Annotated in this window: 19 protein-coding genes; 9 read left to right on the forward strand and 10 right to left on the reverse strand. The window is 73.2% G+C overall.

The genetic code is table 11. The features are described from left to right. Positions 1-261: 261 nt before the first annotated feature. Both CR165_RS19690 and rsmI read right to left on the reverse strand, forming a co-directional pair. Positions 262-1,380 (reverse strand): glycosyltransferase family protein, encoded by a 1,119-nt coding sequence (locus CR165_RS19690; protein WP_109518657.1) that lies wholly within the window; start codon positions 1,378-1,380, stop codon positions 262-264. A gap of 92 nt (positions 1,381-1,472) precedes the next feature. Next, positions 1,473-2,420, reverse strand: coding sequence for a 16S rRNA (cytidine(1402)-2'-O)-methyltransferase (gene rsmI, locus CR165_RS19695; RefSeq protein WP_109518710.1), 948 nt, complete (start codon positions 2,418-2,420; stop codon positions 1,473-1,475). Positions 2,421-2,482: 62 nt separating this feature from the next. Between rsmI and CR165_RS19700 the strand changes: the two genes are divergently transcribed. After that, the gene (locus CR165_RS19700) at positions 2,483-3,625 is read left to right on the forward strand and encodes a penicillin-binding protein activator (RefSeq protein WP_245906601.1); all 1,143 of its coding nucleotides are present in this window, start codon (positions 2,483-2,485) and stop codon (positions 3,623-3,625) included. 71 nt (positions 3,626-3,696) lie between these two features. After that, positions 3,697-5,085, forward strand: a complete 1,389-nt coding sequence (locus CR165_RS19705) for an ATP-binding protein (protein WP_109518659.1) — start codon at positions 3,697-3,699, stop codon at positions 5,083-5,085. 17 nt (positions 5,086-5,102) lie between these two features. Here the strand turns inward: CR165_RS19705 and CR165_RS19710 are convergent, their stop codons facing one another. From CR165_RS19710 to CR165_RS19725, 4 genes are all read right to left on the reverse strand, one after another. After that, the gene (locus CR165_RS19710; RefSeq protein ID WP_109518660.1) at positions 5,103-5,960 is read right to left on the reverse strand and encodes a TIGR03915 family putative DNA repair protein; all 858 of its coding nucleotides are present in this window, start codon (positions 5,958-5,960) and stop codon (positions 5,103-5,105) included. Further along, positions 5,960-7,219 carry a putative DNA modification/repair radical SAM protein gene (locus CR165_RS19715; protein WP_109518661.1) on the reverse strand — a complete coding sequence of 420 codons (1,260 nt, stop codon included), beginning with the start codon at positions 7,217-7,219 and terminating at the stop codon, positions 5,960-5,962. The genes CR165_RS19710 and CR165_RS19715 overlap by 1 nt, the downstream gene beginning before the upstream one ends. Positions 7,220-7,301: 82 nt before the next feature. Next, complete coding sequence (hemW, locus tag CR165_RS19720; RefSeq protein ID WP_109518662.1) at positions 7,302-8,471, reverse strand: radical SAM family heme chaperone HemW; 1,170 nt, start codon at positions 8,469-8,471, stop codon at positions 7,302-7,304. A 57-nt stretch (positions 8,472-8,528) separates the two neighbouring features. Further along, on the reverse strand, positions 8,529-9,260 hold the full coding sequence (locus CR165_RS19725; RefSeq protein WP_219929791.1) for a sulfite exporter TauE/SafE family protein: 732 nt from the start codon (positions 9,258-9,260) through the stop codon (positions 8,529-8,531). 163 nt (positions 9,261-9,423) lie between these two features. Here CR165_RS19725 and CR165_RS19730 point away from each other — a divergent pair, with 163 nt between their 5' ends. The 7 genes from CR165_RS19730 (at position 9,424) to CR165_RS19760 (ending at position 16,914) form a co-directional block, all read left to right on the forward strand. Further along, positions 9,424-10,305 (forward strand): LysR family transcriptional regulator, encoded by an 882-nt coding sequence (locus CR165_RS19730; protein ID WP_109518663.1) that lies wholly within the window; start codon positions 9,424-9,426, stop codon positions 10,303-10,305. Positions 10,306-10,650: 345 nt separating this feature from the next. Further along, complete coding sequence (gene miaB / locus CR165_RS19735) at positions 10,651-12,021, forward strand: tRNA (N6-isopentenyl adenosine(37)-C2)-methylthiotransferase MiaB (protein WP_109518712.1); 1,371 nt, start codon at positions 10,651-10,653, stop codon at positions 12,019-12,021. A 56-nt stretch (positions 12,022-12,077) separates the two neighbouring features. Continuing rightward, positions 12,078-13,172: a PhoH family protein gene (locus CR165_RS19740; RefSeq protein ID WP_408887542.1), complete on the forward strand. Its 1,095-nt coding sequence runs from the start codon at positions 12,078-12,080 to the stop codon at positions 13,170-13,172. A 46-nt stretch (positions 13,173-13,218) separates the two neighbouring features. Then, positions 13,219-13,695 (forward strand): rRNA maturation RNase YbeY, encoded by a 477-nt coding sequence (ybeY, locus tag CR165_RS19745; RefSeq protein ID WP_109518714.1) that lies wholly within the window; start codon positions 13,219-13,221, stop codon positions 13,693-13,695. Further along, on the forward strand, positions 13,692-14,600 hold the full coding sequence (locus CR165_RS19750) for a hemolysin family protein (protein ID WP_109518664.1): 909 nt from the start codon (positions 13,692-13,694) through the stop codon (positions 14,598-14,600). The genes ybeY and CR165_RS19750 overlap by 4 nt, the downstream gene beginning before the upstream one ends. A 144-nt stretch (positions 14,601-14,744) precedes the next feature. Continuing rightward, positions 14,745-16,283 carry an apolipoprotein N-acyltransferase gene (lnt, locus tag CR165_RS19755; RefSeq protein ID WP_245906602.1) on the forward strand — a complete coding sequence of 513 codons (1,539 nt, stop codon included), beginning with the start codon at positions 14,745-14,747 and terminating at the stop codon, positions 16,281-16,283. 181 nt (positions 16,284-16,464) lie between these two features. Next, positions 16,465-16,914, forward strand: coding sequence for a helix-turn-helix domain-containing protein (locus CR165_RS19760; RefSeq protein ID WP_109518665.1), 450 nt, complete (start codon positions 16,465-16,467; stop codon positions 16,912-16,914). A 78-nt stretch (positions 16,915-16,992) separates the two neighbouring features. Here the strand turns inward: CR165_RS19760 and CR165_RS19765 are convergent, their stop codons facing one another. The 4 genes from CR165_RS19765 to CR165_RS19780 form a co-directional block, all read right to left on the reverse strand. Further along, positions 16,993-17,901, reverse strand: a complete 909-nt coding sequence (locus tag CR165_RS19765) for a lysophospholipid acyltransferase family protein (protein ID WP_109518666.1) — start codon at positions 17,899-17,901, stop codon at positions 16,993-16,995. An 83-nt stretch (positions 17,902-17,984) separates the two neighbouring features. Beyond that, entirely contained in the window at positions 17,985-18,785 is an 801-nt protein-coding gene (locus tag CR165_RS19770; RefSeq protein ID WP_109518667.1) for a GNAT family N-acetyltransferase, read from the reverse strand. Between the two features lie 5 nt (positions 18,786-18,790). Then, positions 18,791-19,303 carry a Fur family transcriptional regulator gene (locus tag CR165_RS19775; RefSeq protein ID WP_109518668.1) on the reverse strand — a complete coding sequence of 171 codons (513 nt, stop codon included), beginning with the start codon at positions 19,301-19,303 and terminating at the stop codon, positions 18,791-18,793. Between the two features lie 236 nt (positions 19,304-19,539). Further along, complete coding sequence (locus CR165_RS19780; RefSeq protein WP_109518669.1) at positions 19,540-19,986, reverse strand: MucR family transcriptional regulator; 447 nt, start codon at positions 19,984-19,986, stop codon at positions 19,540-19,542. Between the last annotated feature and the right edge of the window lie 119 nt (positions 19,987-20,105).

Here is a 20,105-nt window from a genome sequence, read left to right on the forward strand (position 1 = left end):
ACCGTGAGGCCTGGCCGCCTCGATCAGCGGCTCCCACACCGCCCAGGTCGCATCCGTGAGAAGCTGCTCGTCCTTGCCCTTCGCCATACCCAAAACATGGGAGTAGCATTCAAGCTCTAACAGGCCTTAGAGGAAAGCTTCTTCTTTTTCTGAAGAAAAAGAAGCAAAAAGACTTTTCGAGTCTGGCGCTAGACTATCCAGGGCAGGACACCAACTCGAAAAAGTTTTTTGGTTCTTTTTTCCAAAAAAGAACGCTTCTCTTTACTTTCTCGTGTTCCTGCCCTGGAACTCCCGGCTGTTGAACATGATTCTCCGCAACCGGCGCACCGTGGTCTTGCCGACATACTGCTCGTAGATGTTTTCGCCTTCCGGCAGGCGGTCGAGCAGCAGGCGGTAGAGGTCGGCCACGTCCTCGCGCTCCAGCAGGCGGTCGGGGTCCCAGTGTCGGCCCGCGTAGCGTTCCAGGAAGCCTTCGAAGTCGCGCTCGCGGAAGGTGCGGAAATGCGCCTGCTGCTGCGCCAGGATGGCGGCGATGCTGTCGGCCGAGGCGGCGGCGATGGGCAGGTCGCCGCGCTCCACGGGCGTCATCCGGTCGTAGCCCATTTCGCGGAAGCGGCGCTCGTTGAAGGAAGCCCCCTTCTCGCCGATGTAGCGGCCGAAGCAGGTATCGGTCATCACCCGCACGAGGCCGAGCTGCGCGCAGGCCAGCGCCTTCATCGCGTCCTGCGAGGATTTGTCGATCGCCATCTCCTGGCCTTCGAGCCAGCGGTAGACGGCCAGGTGGTTTCGGTTGGGGTAGTCGGTGCGGCGGATGATCTCGAGATAGGGCTTCAGCCAGGCGTTGATCCTGCGCCAGGCACCGCGCCGCAGGCCGAAGCCCCAGTGGTGATCGAGCGGCACCACGCGCACCCGCTCCGGGTCCGGCGTGGCACGATGGTCGCCATAGGCGGCGAAGTAACCGACCTCCGGAAAGGGGGCGAGCGCCTGGCGCAGCCGCTCCATCATCAGCAGGTAGGCAGGGCCGAGCTCGAGGTCGTCCTCGAAGAAATAGGCGGTTTCCGCCTTCAGCGTCTCGAAGGCCAGCTTCTCGCCGCGCTGGATGTTGAAGGCGATGCCGAGGTTGTCGGGGCTCTGCAGCACATGGCCTTCGGGGAAGACGCCGCGGAACGCCGCGACGCTGTCGGCGATCGCCTTGTCCTCCGCATAGCGCACGCCGGAGGCGGCGGAGACGGCGCCGTCCTGCAGCAGGTAGATGCGGCTCTGGTCGAGCGTCACCCCCTCCTGCGCCTTCAGCGAGGCGCAGAAGCGCTCCAGGTAGGGCGCGCGGTCGAAGGCGAAGATGATGATCGGCGCGCTGATCCCGACCGCGGTTTCGACCATGCCCTCAAGGCTCCCATCGGCCTCGCGACCGACCCTGGTCGCGCTTCGGCACCGGCCTTCCTGCTAGAGCGCCGCGCCGGCGCGGGCAAGAGTCACCCCTCGTCACGCAGCGCCAGGGCCCGCGCATAGACCTGCTTGCGCGGCAGGCCGGTGGCCGCCGCCACCAGCGCGGCGGCGTCGCGCAGGCTCTCGCCGGCCGCCAGCGCGGCGCGCAGCCGCTCGTCCAGGCTGGCCTCCGCCTCGCCCGCCTCGGCTTCCGCCGCGGGCGGCCCCACCACCAGCACGATCTCGCCCCGCGCCGGGTGCTCGGCGTAGTGCGCCGCCAGCGCCTCCAGCGTGCCGCGCCGCACCTCCTCGAAGCGCTTGGTCAGCTCCCGCGCCACCGCCGCCGGGCGGGGGCCGAGCTGCTGCGCCATCGTCGCCAGCGTCTCGGCCAGGCGGTGCGGCGCCTCGTAGAAGATGAGGGTGGCGGAGAGGCCGGCGCGCTCGGCGGCGCGCAGCCGCCCCAGCTCCGCCGCCCGCGCCGCCTCCCGCGGCGGCAGGAAGCCGTGGAACAGGTAGGGGTGCGGCGGCAGGCCGGAGAGGGTCAGCGCCATCACCGCCGCATTCGCCCCCGGCACCGCCGAGACGGTGTGGCCGGCGGCGATGGCGGCGCGCACCAGCCGGTAGCCCGGGTCGCTCATCAGCGGCGTGCCGGCATCCGAAACCAGCGCCAGGTGTTCCCCTCCCGCCATCCGCGCCAGCAGGCGGGGCGTCGCGGCATCCTCGTTGTGCTCGTGCAGCGGGAGAAGGCTCACCGAAACGCCATGTCGCGCCAGCAGCGGAGCGGTTACCCTGGTGTCCTCGCACAGCACCGCGTCGGCCGCGCGCAGCACGGCCAGGGCGCGGGGGGCGAGGTCGCCGAGGTTGCCGATCGGCGTCGCCACCAGGGTCAGCCCGGGCCTGCCGCCCGGTCCCGGAGCGGGCCCACTTGCGGTTCCATTGGGGGAGGTTTCATTTGTCGTTTCCGCGCTCGTCGTCTCAGGCTCATCCGGCTGCACTGACTGGAACTCTCCCGAAAACCCGGCGATGGCTGGCCGGCGCTGCGCTGCTCACGGGCCTTGTGGCGCTCTCGGCCTGCGCCCCGCAAGCCTCCGGCCCTTCCTACGCCCCGGCGCCCACGGCCGGCCTGCCGACTCTGCCGCCGCCGCCCCCCCGCAGCAAGGTGGCGGTGCTGCTGCCGCTCACCGGGCAGAACGCGGCGCTCGGCCAGTCGCTGCTGAACGCGGCGCAGCTCGCGCTGTTCGAGCAGGGCGAGCCGGGCTTCGAGTTCCTGCCGCGCGACACGGGCGGCACGGCCGCCGGCGCGGCCGAGGCGGCGCGGGCGGCGATGGCCGAGGGCGCACGCGTCATCGTCGGGCCGCTGACGGCGCAGGAGACGGCGGCGGTGGCCAGCCCGGCGCGCGCCGCCGGCGTGCCGATGCTGCCCTTCACCAACGATGGCAGCCAGGCGGCGCAGCAGGTCTGGCCGCTCGGCATCACGCCGGCGCAGCAGGTGCGGCGCGTGGTGGCGGCCGCCAACGCCCAGGGCGTGCGCCGCTTCGCCCTGGCCGCGCCGAACGGCGCGCTGGGCCGGCAGATGGCCGAGGCGCTGCGCGGCGCCGCGAGCGATCTCGGCCTGCCCGCCCCCGTCATCGAGACGTATCCGGCCGCCGCCGCCCCCGGCGTGGTGGCGGTGGAGGTGGCGCGCCGGATCGGTGCCACGGACCCCGACGCCCCCGCCGAATCGCGCACCGAGATGCTGCTGCTGGGCGAGAGCGGCGCGCGCGCGCGGGACTTCGCCGCCGGCCTCGCCTCGGCCGGCGCTGCCATGCCGCCGCTGCGCCTGGCCGGCCATGCGCTGTGGGGGCATGACGAGAGCATGGGGCAGCAGCCGGCCCTGGCGGGCGCCTGGTTCCCCGGCCCCGACCCGGCGGCGCGCGGCCATTTCGACAGCCGCTACGAGGCCGCCTTCGGCGAGCGCCCGGCGCGGGTGGTGGGCGTGGCCTACGACGCCGCGGCGCTGGCCGCCCGCGCGCTGCGCAACCAGCCGCCCGGGGCGGCGGCGCAGATGCCGCTGGGCGAGGTGGTGCTGGGGGCCGATGGCGCGCTGCGGCTGAACCCGGGCGGGCAGGTGCAGCGGGCGCTGGCGGTCTATGCCATCGCGCCCGGCGCGCCGCCCGGCGTGGCGGCGCCGGCCGAGCTGCCGGGCACCGCCGGCTTCTGAGCCGGTCCTTGAGGGGAGACGCGGCGGGGCCGGGCCCCGCCGCCGCGCGCACGCAGCCACCGGAGCTTGGCATGGATGAGGAAAGGCCGGCGCTGCACCGCTGGCTGGGTTCGGCGGCGCTGATCGGCGGCGTGCCGCTGGCGCTGCTGGCGCTGCTGGCCGTCACCGGCCGGGCCGAGGCGGGGCCGGCGCTGTTCGCCATGGCGGGCACCGCCCTGGCGGCGCTGCTGCTGGCGCGGCGCTGGCTCGGCAACCTGTCGCGGCTGGCCGCCGTGCTGCGCCGCGCCGATGCGGGCGAGGGCGCCTGGCCGGAACCGCCCTCCGCCCCGCCGCTGCTGCCGGCGCTGGCCGAGGTGTCGGAAGGCGTGGCGCGGCTGGCGCGCAGCCTGGCCGAGCGCGGCGAGCTGCTGGGGCGGATGCGCCGGGCGGATGCCGCCATCCTGGAGAGCCTGCCGGACCCGCTGCTGGTGCTGGGGGCGGACCGCGCGGCGCTGCGCGCCAACGCCGCCGCCCGCGCGCTGTTCGGCGCCCGCGCCGCCGAGGCCGGGCCGCTGGCCGGCGACGCCGCCGCGCTGATGCGCCACCCGGCCCTGGCCGGGGCGGTGGACCGGGCGCTCGCCGAGGGCACGCGGCAGGCGGCGGACATCGTGCTGCCCGTGCCGGTGCCGCGCGAGCTGGCGGCGCAGGTGATCCCGCTCGACCCGCCCCTGTTCGACGGCGGGCGGCTGGTGGTGCTGCTCGCGGACCGCACGCGGGAGCGCGCGGTGGAGCGGATGCGCGCCGATTTCGTGGCCAATGCCAGCCACGAGCTGCGCACGCCGCTGGCCAGCCTGATGGGCTTCATCGAGACGCTGCGCGGCCCGGCGAAGGACGACCCGGAGGCGCAGGCACGCTTCCTCGGCATCATGGCCGAGCAGTCCGAGCGGATGCGGCGGCTGATCGAGGACCTGCTCGGCCTCTCCCGCATCGAGCTGGCCGAGCACCAGGCGCCGACCGAGCGCGTGCCGCTCGCCGCCCTGGCCCGCGCCGAGGCGGAGGCCATGGCGCCGATCCTGGCCAGCCGCCATGTCGAGCTGTCGCTGGACCTGGACGAGGCGGCCGTCGCCGCGCCCGCCGATGCCGAGCAGCTCGCCCAGGTGCTGCGCAACCTGCTGGAGAACGCGGTGCGGCACGGCCAGGAGGGCGGCGAGGTGAAGCTCTGCGTGGCGCGCACCGGCAGCCCCCGCCCCGGCGTGACGATGAGCGTGGCCGATGACGGCCCCGGCATCGCGCGCGAGCACATCCCCCGCCTGACGGAACGCTTCTACCGGGTGGACAAGGCGCGCTCGCGCAACGCGGGCGGCACCGGGCTGGGGCTGGCCATCGTCAAGCACATCGTCAACCGCCACCGTGGCCAGCTCCACATCGAGAGCCGCCCCGGCGAGGGCGCCACCTTCAAGGTGTGGCTGCCGGCGGAATGAGGCCGGAGGGGGGGGGGTCAGTCCCCCTCCGCCTTCTGGCGCCGGCGCGGCGCGCGGAATTCCTGCCCCAGCATGACGCGCACCCGCCCCTCGGCACCCTGCATCAACTCGGGGATGACCGCCGCCTCCGGCAGGTTCTTCCAGTATTTCTTCGGCATCTCGGCGCGCATGGCGTCCGGCTTCAGCCGGGCGGGGTTGAAGATGCTGGCGAAGTAGGTGCGCCACAGATCCTCCGCCGCGTCCTCGGCCGGGGCATCGGCGCGGCGGGCGCCGGGGGTGAAGGCCAGCGCCGCGCCATCCCAGTGGGCGCAGCGGCGCGGCGTCAGGATCGACCAGCGCAGGATGGCGAAGCGCCGCACGAAGAAGCCCGCCTCCGCCTCGACGATGTGGTGCTCCGGCTCGAACCAGGCGACGGAGCGCGGCCCCTCGGGGGTCCCGATCTCCCGGAAGCGCAGGAAGGCGTGCATCTTGTGCGCGTCGCGCCGCACGGCGCGGGCCATGCCGGCCAGGCGCGCCATGCGCGGCTCGGTGGGGGTGCGCAGCAGGCCGGGGCGGGTCTGGGAGTCCCACAGCAGGGCATAGAGCAGGGCGAAGCGCTCGCGGTCCGCATGGCGGATCGCCAGCTCGGCCATCTCCACGAAGTCGCGCGGCACCGGCAGGGGCGGGCCTTCCGCCTCGGGCGGGGGGCGGCCGCCGAACAGGCCGGGCGGGTCCTCGGGCGTGCGCCACTCGACCGACTCGGGCGGAATGCCGGCGGCCAGCAGGCGGCGGGCGGCCAGGCGCCAGGCGGCGAAGTCGGCGCAGCCCTCGAGCGCGACGGAGAACGCCTCCGCCGCGGCGGCGCCCGCCGGCTGCGGGGCTTCGGGGCGGCGCATCAGGAAAACAGCGAAAGCTGGCGGGGCCTGGCCTGCGCACCAAAACCCCCGGGCGTGGTCAGCATGGCGCGCAGGCGGGGGCTGTCCAGCAGGCCGGGGGCGGCGCGGTGGTCGGGGGCGAGCAGGAAGGGCGCCACCTTGCGCAGCGGCACACGCAGCCGGGCGAGGTCGGCCAGCCGCACCCGGCCCTCCTGGCGGGCGGCGACGATGCGCTCCACGTTGCGCGCGCCCAGGCCCGGCACGCGCAGCAGCAGCTCGCGCGGGGCGCTGTTGAGGTCCACGGGGAAGTCGGCGCGGTGCTTCAGCGCCCAGGCCAGCTTGGGGTCGATCTCCAGGTCCAGCATGCCGCCCTCCCCGCCCGCCAGGATCTCCTCCGTGCCGAAGCCGTAGAAGCGCAGCAGCCAGTCCGCCTGGTACAGCCGGTGCTCGCGCAGCAGCGGCGGCGGCGCCGGCGGCAGCAGGCTGGAGGCCTCCGGGATGGGCGAGTAGCCCGAGTAGTACACCCGGCGCAGCCCGTACTTCTCGTACAGCTCCGCCCCCTTGCCGAGGATGCGCCGGTCGTCGCTGTCATCGGCGCCGACGATCATCTGCGTCGATTGCCCGGCGGGGGCGAAGCGCGGTGGCGCGGCGCGGCGGGCGGTGCGGCGCGCCTCCTTCGCCTCGGCGATGCGGCCGGCAAGTTGCTGCATGGCGCCGCCGATGGCCGGCAGGTCCTTCTCCGGCGCCAGCCGCTTCAGGCTGGCCACCTGCGGCAGCTCCACATTGATCGACAGCCGGTCCGCCCAGCGCCCCGCCTCGGCCAGCAGCTCGGGCGCCGCCTCGGGGATGGTCTTGAGGTGGATGTAGCCGAGGAAGCCATGCTCCTCCCGCAGGGTACGGGCCACGCGGATGAGCTGCTCCATCGTGTAGTCCGGGCTGCGGATGATGCCGGAGGAGAGGAACAGCCCCTCGATGTAGTTGCGCCGGTAGAAGGCCAGCGTCAGCTTCACCAGCTCCGCCACGGTGAAGCGGGCGCGCGCCACGTTGGAGGTGGCGCGGTTGATGCAGTAGGCGCAGTCGAACACGCAGGCATTGGTCAGCAGCACCTTCAGCAGCGAGATGCAGCGGCCATCCGGCGCATAGGCGTGGCAGATGCCCATGCCCTCCGTGCTGCCGAGGCCGCCCTGGCGCGAATCGCGCTTCTCCGTGCCGGAGGAGGCGCAGGAGGCGTCGTACTTGGCGGCATCGGCCAGCAGGGCGAGCTTGGCGCGGAGATCCATGGCGGCGGTCCGGAGCGTTTCAGTTCTTAATATGTTCTGAATTGCCCGGACGCCAAGCCGCGCCGGCCCGGATTTCCGCCGCCTACCGCAGCAGCGCCGGCAGCAGCGCGTCCAGCCGCAGCCGCCCTTCCCAGGTGGCGGCGAGCCGGCCCTCGGGCGTCCAGGTGAGGTAGTCCTCGTCGAGGCAGGCGGCGAGCATGGCGGGGTCCACCGCCTCGGCCAGCGAGAGCCCGCTGCGGGCCTGGAGCCGCGCCGGGTCCACGCCTTCCGAGAGGCGCAGCCCCATCAGCAGCGCCTCCCGCGCCCGGTCGGTGGGCGAGAGGATCTCGGTGGCGGTGATGGCGTGGCCCGCGGCCTCGACGCGCGCCAGCCATTCCTCCGGCCCGCGGTGGCGGCGGGCGGCCACCAGCCCCTCGCGCAGCGTCAGCCGCTGGTGCGCGCCGGCGCCGATGCCGAGATAGTCGCCATAGCGCCAGTAGGCGAGGTTGTGCCGGCTCTCCGCCCCGGGCTTCGCATAGTTGGAGACCTCGTAGGGCAGCAGGCCGAAGCGCGCCGCCTCCTCGCCGGTGGCGAAGTAGAGGGCGGCGGCCTCCTCCCCCTCCGGCAGGGCGAAGGCGCCGCGCGCGTATTCGGTGGCGAAGCGCGTGCCCGGCTCGATGGTGAGCTGGTAGAGGGAGAGATGGTCGGCGGCCAGGGCCAGGGCGCGGCGCAGCTCGGCGCGCCATTCGGCCACGGCCTGGCCCGGGCGGGCGTAGATCAGGTCGAAGGAGAGGCGCGGGAACAGGCCGCGCGCCGCCTCCAGCGCGGCGATGGCCTGCCCGGCATCGTGCTTCCGCCCGAGGAAGCCCAGCGCCGTGTCGTCCAGCGCCTGCACGCCGAGGCTGGCGCGGTTCACCCCCGCCGCGCGGATCTCGGCCAGGCGCGAGACCTCGACGCTGGTCGGGTTGGCCTCCAGCGTGATCTCGATGTCCGGCAGGGGCGGGAAGAGGCGCGTGGCGTCGGCGATGATGTCGGCCACCACCTGCGGCGGCATCAGGCTCGGCGTGCCGCCGCCGAAGAAGATGGAGGCGAGCGGCCGCCCCCCCTGCCCTTCCGCCTCCAGCCGCGCCGCCTCGAAGGCCAGCTCCCGCCGCAGCGCGGCGCCGAAGCGGGCGGCGTCCACCCGCTCCCGCACATGGCTGTTGAAGTCGCAATAGGGGCACTTGGCCGCGCAGAAGGGCCAGTGGACATAGAGGGCGATCGGCTCGGGCATGGGGGCGGATATGGGCGCGGCGGGAGGCCGGTGTCGAGAGCGGGCGCCGGGACGCGGCTATGCCAGGGCGCGCCAGACCATCTCCGCCCCCAGCAGGCCGAGGCCCGCGAAGAAGCCGCGCCGGAAGGTCTCCGCCCGCACCCGGCCGCGCAGCCAGCCGCCCAGCGCCATGCCCAGCAGCGCCGGCCCGATCGCCAGCAGGGATTGCCCGAGCAGCAGCCCCGGCAGCGCCCCGTGCCAGGCCAGCCCCGCCGCCAGCGCCAGGGTGGAGACGGTGAAGGACAGGCCCAGCGCCTGCACCAGATCGTCCCGCCCCAGCCCGAGCGCGCCGAGGAAGGGCACGGCGGGGATGACGAACACCCCCGTGGCGCCGGTGACGGCGCCGGTGGCCAGCCCGACCAGCGGCGCGGCCCAGGGCTCGGCGCGCGGCGGCACGCGCAGCGCGGGGCGGGCCAGGCCGAGGACGGCATAGGCCAGCAGGGTGAGGCCCAGCGCCGCCACCGGCCAGGGCGATTCCTCCCGCGCGATCAGCCCGGCGCCCAGCAGCGTGCCGGCCAGGATGCCCAGCATCATGCCCCACAGCCGCCGCAGCAGCGCGCCGAAGCGCGGGCCGGCGAAGAGCTGCCAGAGATTCGTCACCAGCGAAGGCAGCACCAGCAGCGCGGCGGCCTGGGCGGGGGGCATGACGGCCCCCAGCAGGCCCATCGCCACCGTCGGCAGGCCGAGGCCGAGTACGCCCTTCACCATCCCGGCGAGGAGGAAGACCAGCAGCAGGAACAGGATGTCCATGATGTCTCCCGGAAGCGCCGGGGGAATGAATTCCCCCGGACCTCCTTCCTTTTTCTGTCCGTTCGCGGGTGCGCCTGCGGCGACACCCTCCGGCGAAGCCTGGGCCGGCACAATGCGGATGTGGCAGAGTGAGGCTTCGGCAGGGACGAAGGCTCGAACCTCCATGCATCTCGACCTGACCGACCTGCGGCTGTTCCGCCATGTGGCGGAGGCGGGCAGCATCACCGCCGGAGGCGCGCGGGCGGGGCTGGCCCTGGCTTCGGCCAGCGCCCGGCTGCGGGCGATGGAGGCGCAGGCCGGCGTGGCGCTGCTGCTGCGCGGGCGGCGCGGTGTCAGCCTGACCCCGGCGGGAGAGGCGCTGCTGCACCATGCCCGGCTGGTGGGGCAGCAGGTGGAGCGGATGCGCGGCGAGCTGGGCGAATATGCGCGCGGGCTGCAGGGGCATGTGCGGCTGCTGGCCAACACCGCCGCCACCGTCGAATTCCTGCCCGAGCCGCTGGCCCGCTTCCTGGCCGCACATCCGCAGGTGGAGATCGCGCTGGAGGAGCGCACCAGCACCGCCATCGCCGCCGCCGTGGCGGAAGGGCGGGCCGAGCTGGGCATCGCCGCCGATCATGCCGACCTCGCCGGGCTGGAGGCGCTTCCCTTCCGGACGGACCGGCTGGTGCTCGTGGCGGCGCCGGATCATCCCCTGGCCGGGCGCGGCGGCGTGCGGCTGGAGGAGGCGCTGGGCTGGCCCTTCATCGGCCTCGGTGCCGGGAGCGCCCTGCAGCGGCACCTGGCCGGCCATGCGGCGCGCGCGTCCGGGCGGCTGCGGCTGCGCCTCCAGGCGCCGGGGCCGGAGGCCGCCTGCCGCATGGCCGCCCTCGGCGCCGGGCTGGCGCTGGTGCCGGAGGCCGCCGCGCGCCGCGCCGGCGCCGCCGCGCCGCTGGCGCTAATTCCGTTGGCCGAAGCCTGGGCCGAGCGGCGCCTCCTCCTCCTGCACCGCCGGGGCGCGGCGCTGCCGGCCCATGCGGCGCGGCTGCTGGTGCATCTGGCGGGCTGAGGGCCGGGCCGGAGCATGGCGCCGATGCCACGCTCCGCGGGAATGTCATGCCGGCCCCGGGCGGTTTGCCTTGACCCGGCCCGCCCGCATCCCCAACCATGCAAGCCGAGATGAGCAGCCCAGGCGCGACCGCAGAATCGCGGAGCACGCAGGGCCCGGTCGCTTGACCCGAGGCCCCGCGCCCCGCACATCCGCCCGGAACGCCGCCCCGCACCGGGGTGGCCCCGGCGGATGCACATGGCCGGGTGTCGCTGCCCCAGGGTTCCTGCCGTCATGACCACCGCCCCCCGCCCCCAGACCTTGCCCACCGAGACTCTGTTGCCCGAGATTTCCGAGACCGAGGCGATGCCCTCTGCCGGCGTGCGGAAGAAGCTGTTCATCCGCACCTGGGGCTGCCAGATGAACGTCTATGACAGCACCCGCATGGCGGATGTGCTGGCGCCCCTCGGCTACGGCCCCGCCGAGACGCCGGAGGAGGCCGACATGGTCATCCTCAACACCTGCCACATCCGCGAGAAGGCCTCGGAGAAGGTGTTCTCCGATCTCGGCCGGCTGCGGCTGCTGAAGACCGAGAAGGAGCAGGCGGGGCAGAAGATGGTGCTGGCCGTCGCCGGCTGCGTCGCCCAGGCGGAGGGCGCCGAGATCACCGCCCGCGCCCCCTGGGTGGACATCGTGCTCGGCCCGCAGACCTATCACCGCCTGCCGGAGATGGTGGCCCGCGCCAGCCGCGCCGCCGGCGCCCAGATCGACACCGACTTCCCCGTGGAGCAGAAATTCGACCTGCTGCCGGAGGTCAACGCCAAGCAGGGGCCGGTCGCCTTCCTCACCATCCAGGAGGGCTGCGACAAGTTCTGCTCCTTCTGCGTGGTGCCCTACACGCGCGGCGCCGAGTTCTCCCGTCCCGTCGCCGCCATCCTGGCCGAGGCGAAGCGGCTGGTGGCCGGCGGCGCGCGGGAGATCGCGCTGCTCGGGCAGAACGTGAATGCCTGGCATGGCGAGGCGCCGGACGGCTCCACCTGGAGCCTCTCCCGCCTGCTCCACGCGCTCGCCGAGATCGATGGGCTGGCCCGGCTGCGCTACACCACCAGCCACCCGCGCGACATGGACGAGGCGCTGATCCGGGCGCACGGCACCATCCCGCAGCTCATGCCCTTCCTGCACCTGCCGGTGCAGAGCGGCTCGGACAAGGTGCTGGCCGCCATGAACCGCGGCCACACGGCCGATCTGTTCCACCGGATCGCCGACCAGTTGCGCGAGGCGCGGCCGGACATGGCGCTCTCCTCCGACTTCATTGTGGGCCACCCCGGCGAGACGGCGGCGGACCACGCGGCGACGATGGCGCTGGTGGAGAAGGTGGGCTTCGCCCTGGCCTATTCCTTCAAGTATTCGCCGCGCCCCGGCACGCCCGCCGCCGGCCAGCCCTTCCAGGTGCCGGAGGCGGAGAAGGATGCCCGGCTGCAGGAGCTGCAGGCGCTGCTGCGCCGGCAGCAGGACCAGTTCAACCGCGACTGCGTGGGCCGCGAATGCGACATCCTGCTCACCGGCCCGGGGCGCCACCCCGGCCAGGTGGCGGGCCGCACGCCGTGGCTGCAGCCGGTGCACATGATGGGCCCGGCCGGCCTGGCCGGGCGCATGGCGCGGGTGCGCATCGACGCCGCCCTGCCCAATTCCCTCTCCGCCACCCTGCTGGATGCGAAGGAGCTCGCCCCCGCTTGAGCAACACCACCCCCATCGCGCTGCGGGCCGACCCCCGCGCCATGAGCCGCCCCATGATGGCCGACACCGTCTCTGCCGCCCGCACCGTCACGCTGCAGTTCGACGACAACGCGCTGCTGCCGCTGCTCTATGGCGAGCATGACCGGCATCTGGCCCAGATCGAGCAGCGCCTGGGGGTCCGGCTGGCCAGCCGCGGCAACCGCCTCTCCATCACCGGCTCGGCCGAGGGAACCAGCGTGGCGGAAGCGGCGTTGCGCAGCCTGTGGCGACAGCTCGAACGCGGGGAGAAGTTGGCGATGCCGGAAGTGGAAGCAGCGATGCGGCTGGCGCAGCGCCGGGCCGATGCGCCGAAGGACCCGACCGAGGCGCCGGAGCCGCGCCTGCCGCTCTCCGACCTGCCGGCGATCCGCACCAAGAAGGGTGCGATCGCGCCCCGCAGCCACGCCCAGGCCGACTACATGGACCAGCTGGCGCGGGCCGACATGGTGTTCGGCATCGGCCCCGCCGGCACCGGCAAGACCTACCTCGCCGTGGCGCAGGGCGTGGCGATGCTGATGGCGGGCCGGGTGGACCGCATCGTGCTCTCCCGCCCGGCGGTGGAGGCGGGCGAGCGCCTCGGCTTCCTACCCGGCGACATGAAGGAGAAGGTCGACCCCTATCTCCGCCCGCTCTACGACGCGCTGCACGACATGATGCCGGCCGACCAGGTGCAGCGCCGCATCCTGTCGGGCGAGATCGAGATCGCCCCTCTCGCCTTCATGCGCGGCCGTACCCTGGCGCATTGCTACGCCATCCTCGACGAGGCGCAGAACACCACCCCCGCCCAGATCAAGATGTTCTTGACCCGGATGGGCGAAGGTACGCGCATGGTGATCACCGGCGACCCTTCCCAGGTGGACCTCCCCTCCGGCCAGAAATCCGGTCTGGTGGAGGCGCTCTCCGTGCTGGACGGGGTGCAGGGGATCGGCGTCTCGCGCTTCGGCGAGCAGGACGTGGTGCGGCATCCGCTGGTGGCGCGCATCGTCGCCGCGTATAACCGCGCCGATCAGTTGGCCCACGGCCACGCCAGGACAGGCGGGCCGGGCGCGGCCGGCGCCGCGGCGGAGACGGTCCGCCGTGGCAGGAAGGAGAATGATGGAACCGGGAAGTAGCTCGCCCGGCCGCAATGTCGCGGCCGGGCCTTCGCAGCCGGAGGTGATGGTTATCATCGAAGCCCCGGCATGGCGCGCGGCCGTGCCGCGGGTCGAGGATCTGGCGCGCCGCGCCGCCGCCGCCGCCTGGGCCGAGATGGTCCTCGACGGCGCCGTGCCGGAGGCCGCGCCGCCCGGGGCTCCCGCCGGGGCCATGACCGTGCTGCTGACGGATGACCGGGCGGTCAAGCGCCTGAACAGCCAGCATCGCGGCAAGGTCAAGCCCACCAACGTGCTGTCCTTCCCCGGGGAGGGCTTCGGCCATCTCGGCGACATCGCCCTCGCCCTCGGCGTGGTGCGGCGGGAGGCGCGCGCGGCGCGCCGCCGGGTGGGCGCGCATCTGGCGCATCTGGTGGCCCATGGCACGCTGCATCTCGGCGGGCACGACCACATCCAGGCCGGGGAGGCCCGCCGGATGGAACGGGCCGAGGCGCGCATCATGCGGCGCCTGAACATGCCCAATCCGTGGCGAGGGGTGACATGAGCGGCAGCGAATCGCGTGACGGCCTCCTCTGGCGCATCCAGGGGCTGCTGCGGCGGCGCTCCGCCGAAAGCGTGCGCGACCAGGTGGAGGCCCTGGTCGAGGGCCGCGAGCACCACGAGCACCACGAGCATGACGGCCCGCCGCGCCCCGAGCTGGACGCGCAGGAGCGCGCCCTGCTGGCCAACGTGCTGAAGCTGCGCGGCAAGACCGCCAGCGACGTGATGGTGCCGCGCGCCGACATCGTCGCCATGCCGGAGGACCTGACGCTGGAGCAGGCCATCCGCCTGATCCAGCGCGAGGGCCACAGCCGCTTCCCCGTCTACCGGGAGCAGCTCGACGAGATCGTCGGCATGGTCCACATCAAGGACGTGTTCGCCAGCGTCGGGCGCGAGGCGCCCTTCAGCATGGCGGCGGTGCTGCGCAAGCCGCTCTTCGTCGTCCCCTCCATGCCGGTGCTCGACCTGCTGCTGCAGATGCGCCAGGCCCGCATGCACCTGGCGCTGGTGGTGGACGAGTATGGCGGCATCGACGGCCTCGTCACCATCGAGGACCTGGTCGAGACCATCACCGGCGACATCTCCGACGAGCACGACGAGGACATGCCGGCGCAGATCGTCGAGCGGACGGACGGGCTGATCGACCTCGATGCCCGCACCCCCATCGAGCTGTTCGAGCAGCGCCTCGGCACCATCCTCACCGAGGATGAGCGGGAGCAGGACATCGACACGGTGGGCGGGCTGGTCTTCACCCTCGCAGGCCGCGTGCCGGCCAAGGGGGAGCTGATCTCGCACTCCTCCGGCCTGGAGTTCCGCGTGCTGGACGCCGACCCGCGCCGCATCCGCCGCCTGCGCGTGCGCCGGCCCGGCAGCGGGAACGGCAGCGGCACGACGCAGGCGGCCGCCTGACCGGAACCGGGGGCGGCGTCTCTGGACCGCCGCCCCCCCTCGCAGCCTGCCCCTTTGCGGCCGGTGCCTTGCCGTGGCGGCGCGCCGGGGTGAAACCCCGCGGGCCGCGGCCCCGCCGCCTCCTCTCCTGAGGTTCTCCCGCCCGTGCTGACACGCCTCTCCCGACTGAGCGGCCGGAAGGCCCTGTTCGCGGCCTTCGGCCTGGGCGCCCTGGGCGCCCTGGCCATGCCGCCGCTGCATCTGGTGCCGGTTCTGCTGCTGGCCGTGCCGGGGCTGCTCGCCCTGCTGGAGGGTGCCGGCTCGGCCCGGCGGGCGGCGCTGATAGGCTTCGCCTGGGGCTGGGGCCACCATGTCGTCGGCCTCTACTGGATCAGCCACGCCCTGCTGACCGACCCCTGGCGCTGGGGCTGGCTGGTGCCCATCGCCGTGCCGGGGCTGGCGCTGCCGCTGGCGCTCTACATCGCCCTGGCCGCGCTGGCCGCCTGGATGGCGCGGCCCGGCTGGCCCCGCTGGCTGGCCCTGGCCGGCGCCTGGACGCTGCTGGAGATGCTGCGCGGCGTGCTGTTCACCGGCTTCCCCTGGAACGCCATGGGCTCGGTCTGGGCCTTCCATCCCCTGCCGCTGCAGGCGGCCGCCTGGGTGGGGGTCTATGGCCTCTCGCTGCTGACGCTGCTGCTGGCCGGGCTGCCCTGGCCGGGCCGGCAGGCGCCCCGCCGGGCGCTGGCCGGGGGCGCGCTGGCGCTGCTGGCGCTGGGCGGACTCGGCGCCGCGCGCCTGGCCCGGCCCGCTCCGCCGGCGCAGGACGTGACCCTGATGCTGGTGCAGGGCAACATCCAGCAGGAGGCGAAGTGGCGCGAGGACCAGCGCTGGCCGATCTTCCGCCGCTACCTGGAGCTGACCCGCGAGGGCGCCGCCGCCCCGCCCCCGGCCGGGACGCCGGAAGGCCGCCCGCTGGCCGTCATCTGGCCGGAGACCGCCAGCCCCTTCCTGCTGCCGCAGGACGAGGCGGCGCGCGGATACGTGGCGCAGGTGCTGCCGCCGGGCGGCGTGCTGCTGGCCGGCTCGGTGCGCGCCGAATGGCAGGGGGACGGCGCGCTGGGGCGGGTGTTCAACAGCCTCTCGGCCATCGACGCCAGCGGCACGCTGCGCGGCGTCTACGACAAGGTGCATCTGGTGCCCTTCGGCGAGTACATGCCCCTGCGCGGCCTGATCCCGATCCGCGTGGTGCAGGGCGGGCTGGACTTCTCGGCCGGGCCCGGGCCGGTCGCCCTGGCGCCCGCCGGCCTGCCGGCCTTCAGCCCCCTCATCTGCTACGAGGTGATCTTCCCCGGCGCCGTCACCCCGGCCGAGCGGCCGGCCTGGCTGCTCAACATCACCAACGACGCCTGGTTCGGATTCTCGGCCGGACCCTACCAGCACCTCGCCGCCGCGCGGCTGCGCGCGGTGGAGGAGGGGCTGCCCCTGGCACGGGCGGCGCAGACCGGAATCTCGGCTGTCTTCGGTGCGCGCGGAGAGGTGATCGCCTGGATCGGGCTGGGCCGGATGGGAACGCAGCAGGTTGCGCTGCCCGGCGCGCTACCGCCGACAATCTATGCGCGGCTTGGCAATTCCGGCGCGATCCTGATGGCGATCCTGGTTCTGGCGGTTGCAGCCGTTAGAAGCTCGTCTACAATCAGGCGATAATGCGTAGGCAGATTGTTTATTTTTTGAGAATTCTCGAAAGAGTTGACAATTTCCTAACTCAGCCTTAGTTAAATTGCACACACACAAGCGGGGGGTCGCCCGAGTGGCACGCCACAGCGAGAGCATAGGCGGAACCGCGGCCAGCGAACGCGGTCCTGCAATTGGTGGCGGAGGGTCAAGCATGCCCGTGGATGATGTCGTGGAAAAAGGCGAGCGCGAGCACCGCCCCAGCCCCATCGACGTCCATGTCGGAACCCGTGTCCGGCTGCGCCGGACACTTCTGGGCATGAGTCAGGAAAAGCTGGGCGAGGCGCTCGGCCTGACCTTCCAGCAGGTTCAGAAATACGAGCGGGGCGTCAACCGCATCGGGGCCAGTCGCCTGTTCGACCTGGCCCGGGTGCTGGACGTGCCGATCGGCTTCTTCTTCGACGACATGCCGGATGCCATGGGTGGCAACGGCGCCCTGCGGGCACGGCTGGGCGGCTTCGCCGAGCACCAGGAAGGCTTCGAGGACGACACGCTGCACAAGCGGGAGACGCTGGAGCTGGTGCGCGCCTACTACCGCATCACCGAGCCTGCGGTCCGCAAGCGCGTCTTCGACCTGATCAAGAGCCTGGCGCCGACCGAGTAGCGGCGGCAGGCCCGAACAGAGAAAAGGCCGGGGAGCTCCGCTCCCCGGCCTTTTCTCTGTCAGGCGTCCTGGCGAGGATCAGCGCGGATGCAGCGGCACCGGCGTGCGGTTCTGGCGCAGGTCGGCGGCTCCCTCGGCCACCGCCCGCTCCACCGCCTGGGTCAGGGCCTTGCGGTCGCGGAAGGCGCGCGGGTCGGCCGGCTGGTGCAGCAGCACCGTCACCCGCCCGCCCGGCTGCCGTGCCAGCCGCCAGAAATGGCTGCCCAGGTCCATATCGCCATACCAGGCGAAATGCGGTCGGTCCCGCCGGCAGGCCGGCAGCCCGCCCAGGCGGTCATAGACCACCGAGATCGGCTGCACCGCCGCCGCCGCGTCGGCCACGCCGAGGAAGGCGGAGCGGAAGGGCAGCACCCGCGCGCCATCGTTGCTGGTGCCCTCGGGGAACAGGATCAGGCTGTCGCCCTGCTGCAGGCGGCCGCGCATGGCGGTGGCCTCCTCCCCCGTGCGGCCGCGGCTGCGGCTGACGAAGACGGTGCGGCCAAGCCGCGCCACCGTGCGCACCACCGGCCAGTCCCCCACCTCCGCCTTGGAGACGAAGGCGGCTTCCAGCACGCCGCCCAGCACCAGAATGTCCAGCCAGGAGGAATGGTTGGACAGGAACAGGGTGGGCCGCGCCGCCGAGATCTCGCCCACCACCTGCACCCGCAGCCCGATCAGCCGGCAGAGCACGGAATGGTAGAAACGCGGGAAGGCCGCCTTGCCGCGTCCCGGCAGCGCCAGCAGCAGCGCCTGCACGGGGATGCAGAGCAGGGTCCACAGCAGGGCGGAGACGAGGCGCCGCACCGCCCGCAGGCGGCCGGCGACGGGCCGGGGCTCCTGCCCCAGCACCTCGCCGAACTGCCCTGGCGCACGGCGCAGGGGCGGCGGCCGGTTCTTGCGCCGCCGGGTTTGCGGAAGGTCGTCGGGGATGCGGGCGATGGCCACCATGGCCAAGCCGGATAGCGGAGCAGCAGCGGCAGGACAATGACCGCTTCATTTCGCGGCCATGACATCTGGCGCCGCCGCGGCGCCTATTCCTGCGCGCCGCGGTGCCGCTCGTAGTGGCGGGAATACTTCTCGGTGACGAGCTCCGTCTTCACCACCACGCAGACATCGGTGGTGTTGAACTGGGTGTCGATCACCGCGCCGTCGCCGACGAAGCCGCCGAGGCGCAGATAGCCCTTCACCAGCGGCGGCAGGTCGGCCAGGGCGGCGCGGGCGTCGATCTGCGCGGGGTCGAGCCGGTCCATCGGCACGAAGCGCTCCGGCACGGCGCGCGGGCGGATCTCGGCCGGCGCGAGGTGCTGGGCGTGCAGGTAGGAGAGCGGCAGGGCCAGCGCGTCGAGATCGGTGCCGGGCAGGCTGGCGCAGCCGAACATCAGCGCGATCTGGTGGCGCGACACATAGGCGGCGATGCCGGACCACAGCAGCTGCATCGCCGCGCGGTTGCGGTAATGGGCATCGACGCAGGAGCGCCCCAGCTCCAGCACCTGGCCGGGCTGCGCCAGCAGCGGCCCGATGTCGTATTCCGAGGCGGAGTAGAAGCCCCCCACCTTCTCCGCCGCCGCGCGGCGGATCAGCCGGTAGGTGCCGACCACCGAGGCGGCGCCCTCGCCCAGATTGTGGTCGACCACCAGCAGGTGGTCGGCCACGGCGTCGAAGGCGTCGCGGTCGCGCGCCGTGGCGGCGGTCTCGGCGTCCGGATGGGCGCCCATCTCCTCGTAGAAGACGCGGTAGCGCAGCGCCTGCGCCGCGTCGACCTCCTCCTGCGCGGTGGCGACGCGGACACCGAGGTTGCCGCTGCGCAGCTCGCCGAAGCCGGCCCCGGACATCGCGGTCATGCCTCGTCCCCCCCGCGCCGGCGGGTGGAGCGGCGGGGCGGCAGGGGAGTGCCCTCGGGGGCGCGGCGGGCGAACAGCTCCAGCCGGAAATCGACCAGGCGGAAGCCGAGCCGGGCGGCGATCCCCTGCGCCAGGGCATCGCACTCCGCGTCGGAGAACTCGATCACCTTGCCGGAATCGACGTCGATCAGATGGTGGTGGTGGCCATGCTCGGTGGCCTCGTAGCGGGCGCGGCCGCCGCCGAAATCGTGCCGCTCCAGGATGCCCTTCTCCTCCAGCAGCCGGACGGTGCGGTAGACCGTGGCGATGGAGACGCGGGAATCGAGGGCGAGGGCGCGGCGGTAGAGCTCCTCCACATCCGGGTGGTCCACCGCCTCGGAAAGCACGCGCGCGATCAGCCGGCGCTGCCCGGTCATCTTCAGGCCACGCTCGATGCACAGGCGCTCGATCCGCAGGGGGTCGGGCTGGCTCTCGGCGGCGTGGCGGGGCGTGTCGGTGCGCGTGTCCATGGGAGTGGTCGGAAGCTCTCCTGTGCCGGCGGGACGCGGGACCTTCCCGCCGCCGGCCGGCACGCATTATGGCACGAGGGCCGGGTGCGCCATACGGGAATGGCGCCGCGCGCCCCGGCAGCCACGCCACTGGCTTGCCATTATCGGCCGCCCAAGGCAAGGCGGCCGCGTCGGTTCGTCGCCGGCGGCGCTCCGGCCACGGGGGCGGAGCGCGGCGCCGGGCCGCGACGAGGCCCTCAGGCGGAGGCCGCGACGCGCCGCTGCCGGGTGCCGCGCGGCTTGGTGCCGAGGCCGATCTTCTTCGCGAGCGACGAACGGTGGCGCGCATAGTTCGGGGCGACCATCGGATAGTCGGCCGGCAGCCCCCAGCGTTCACGATACTGTTCCGGGGTCATGTCATAGGCGGTCTTGAGATGCCGCTTCAGCATCTTCAACTTCTTGCCGTCTTCAAGGCACACCAGATAATCGTCGGTGACCGACTTCTTGACGGCGACGGCGGGCTGCGGGCGTTCCACAGGCGCGGCCGTGACAATCGGCGCCGTACCAAGACCAGACAAAGTCCGGTGAACCTGCTCGATCAGGTTCGGCACGTCCGACAATGGAACCGAGTTGTTTGAGACATGTGCGGCGACAATCTGCGCTGTCAGCCCCAGCAGTTCACGTCCGCCCTGTTCTTCCGACATTCCCACGCCTCGCGAAAAATTCCTGTTGCAGTCTGGACGCATCTTACGACCTTGACTTTGCCGAACATATAGCTGCGCATCAAGCTTCTGCAACAGCAATCGGAGTTAAAATCGTGATT

Origin of the sequence: Teichococcus aestuarii, assembly GCF_003116135.1 — a bacterium.
GTDB lineage: Bacteria > Pseudomonadota > Alphaproteobacteria > Acetobacterales > Acetobacteraceae > Pseudoroseomonas > Pseudoroseomonas aestuarii.

What these genes read in the sequence shown, in the direction of transcription:
- CR165_RS19715 (WP_109518661.1), bottom strand. Translation starts at nt 7,219, where the DNA reads ATGGATCTCCGCGCCAAGCTCGCCCTGCTGGCCGATGCCGCCAAGTAC.
- CR165_RS19775 (WP_109518668.1), bottom strand. Translation starts at nt 19,303, where the DNA reads ATGGACACGCGCACCGACACGCCCCGCCACGCCGCCGAGAGCCAGCCC.
- CR165_RS19730 (WP_109518663.1), top strand. Translation starts at nt 9,424, where the DNA reads ATGCATCTCGACCTGACCGACCTGCGGCTGTTCCGCCATGTGGCGGAG.
- CR165_RS19725 (WP_219929791.1), bottom strand. Translation starts at nt 9,260, where the DNA reads ATGGACATCCTGTTCCTGCTGCTGGTCTTCCTCCTCGCCGGGATGGTG.
- miaB (WP_109518712.1), top strand. Translation starts at nt 10,651, where the DNA reads ATGCCCTCTGCCGGCGTGCGGAAGAAGCTGTTCATCCGCACCTGGGGC.
- CR165_RS19705 (WP_109518659.1), top strand. Translation starts at nt 3,697, where the DNA reads ATGGATGAGGAAAGGCCGGCGCTGCACCGCTGGCTGGGTTCGGCGGCG.
- CR165_RS19780 (WP_109518669.1), bottom strand. Translation starts at nt 19,986, where the DNA reads ATGTCGGAAGAACAGGGCGGACGTGAACTGCTGGGGCTGACAGCGCAG.
- ybeY (WP_109518714.1), top strand. Translation starts at nt 13,219, where the DNA reads ATGGTTATCATCGAAGCCCCGGCATGGCGCGCGGCCGTGCCGCGGGTC.
- CR165_RS19765 (WP_109518666.1), bottom strand. Translation starts at nt 17,901, where the DNA reads ATGGTGGCCATCGCCCGCATCCCCGACGACCTTCCGCAAACCCGGCGG.
- CR165_RS19770 (WP_109518667.1), bottom strand. Translation starts at nt 18,785, where the DNA reads ATGTCCGGGGCCGGCTTCGGCGAGCTGCGCAGCGGCAACCTCGGTGTC.
- CR165_RS19710 (WP_109518660.1), bottom strand. Translation starts at nt 5,960, where the DNA reads ATGCGCCGCCCCGAAGCCCCGCAGCCGGCGGGCGCCGCCGCGGCGGAG.
- CR165_RS19740 (WP_408887542.1), top strand. Translation starts at nt 12,078, where the DNA reads ATGGCCGACACCGTCTCTGCCGCCCGCACCGTCACGCTGCAGTTCGAC.
- CR165_RS19750 (WP_109518664.1), top strand. Translation starts at nt 13,692, where the DNA reads ATGAGCGGCAGCGAATCGCGTGACGGCCTCCTCTGGCGCATCCAGGGG.
- CR165_RS19690 (WP_109518657.1), bottom strand. Translation starts at nt 1,380, where the DNA reads ATGGTCGAAACCGCGGTCGGGATCAGCGCGCCGATCATCATCTTCGCC.
- hemW (WP_109518662.1), bottom strand. Translation starts at nt 8,471, where the DNA reads ATGCCCGAGCCGATCGCCCTCTATGTCCACTGGCCCTTCTGCGCGGCC.
- CR165_RS19760 (WP_109518665.1), top strand. Translation starts at nt 16,465, where the DNA reads ATGCCCGTGGATGATGTCGTGGAAAAAGGCGAGCGCGAGCACCGCCCC.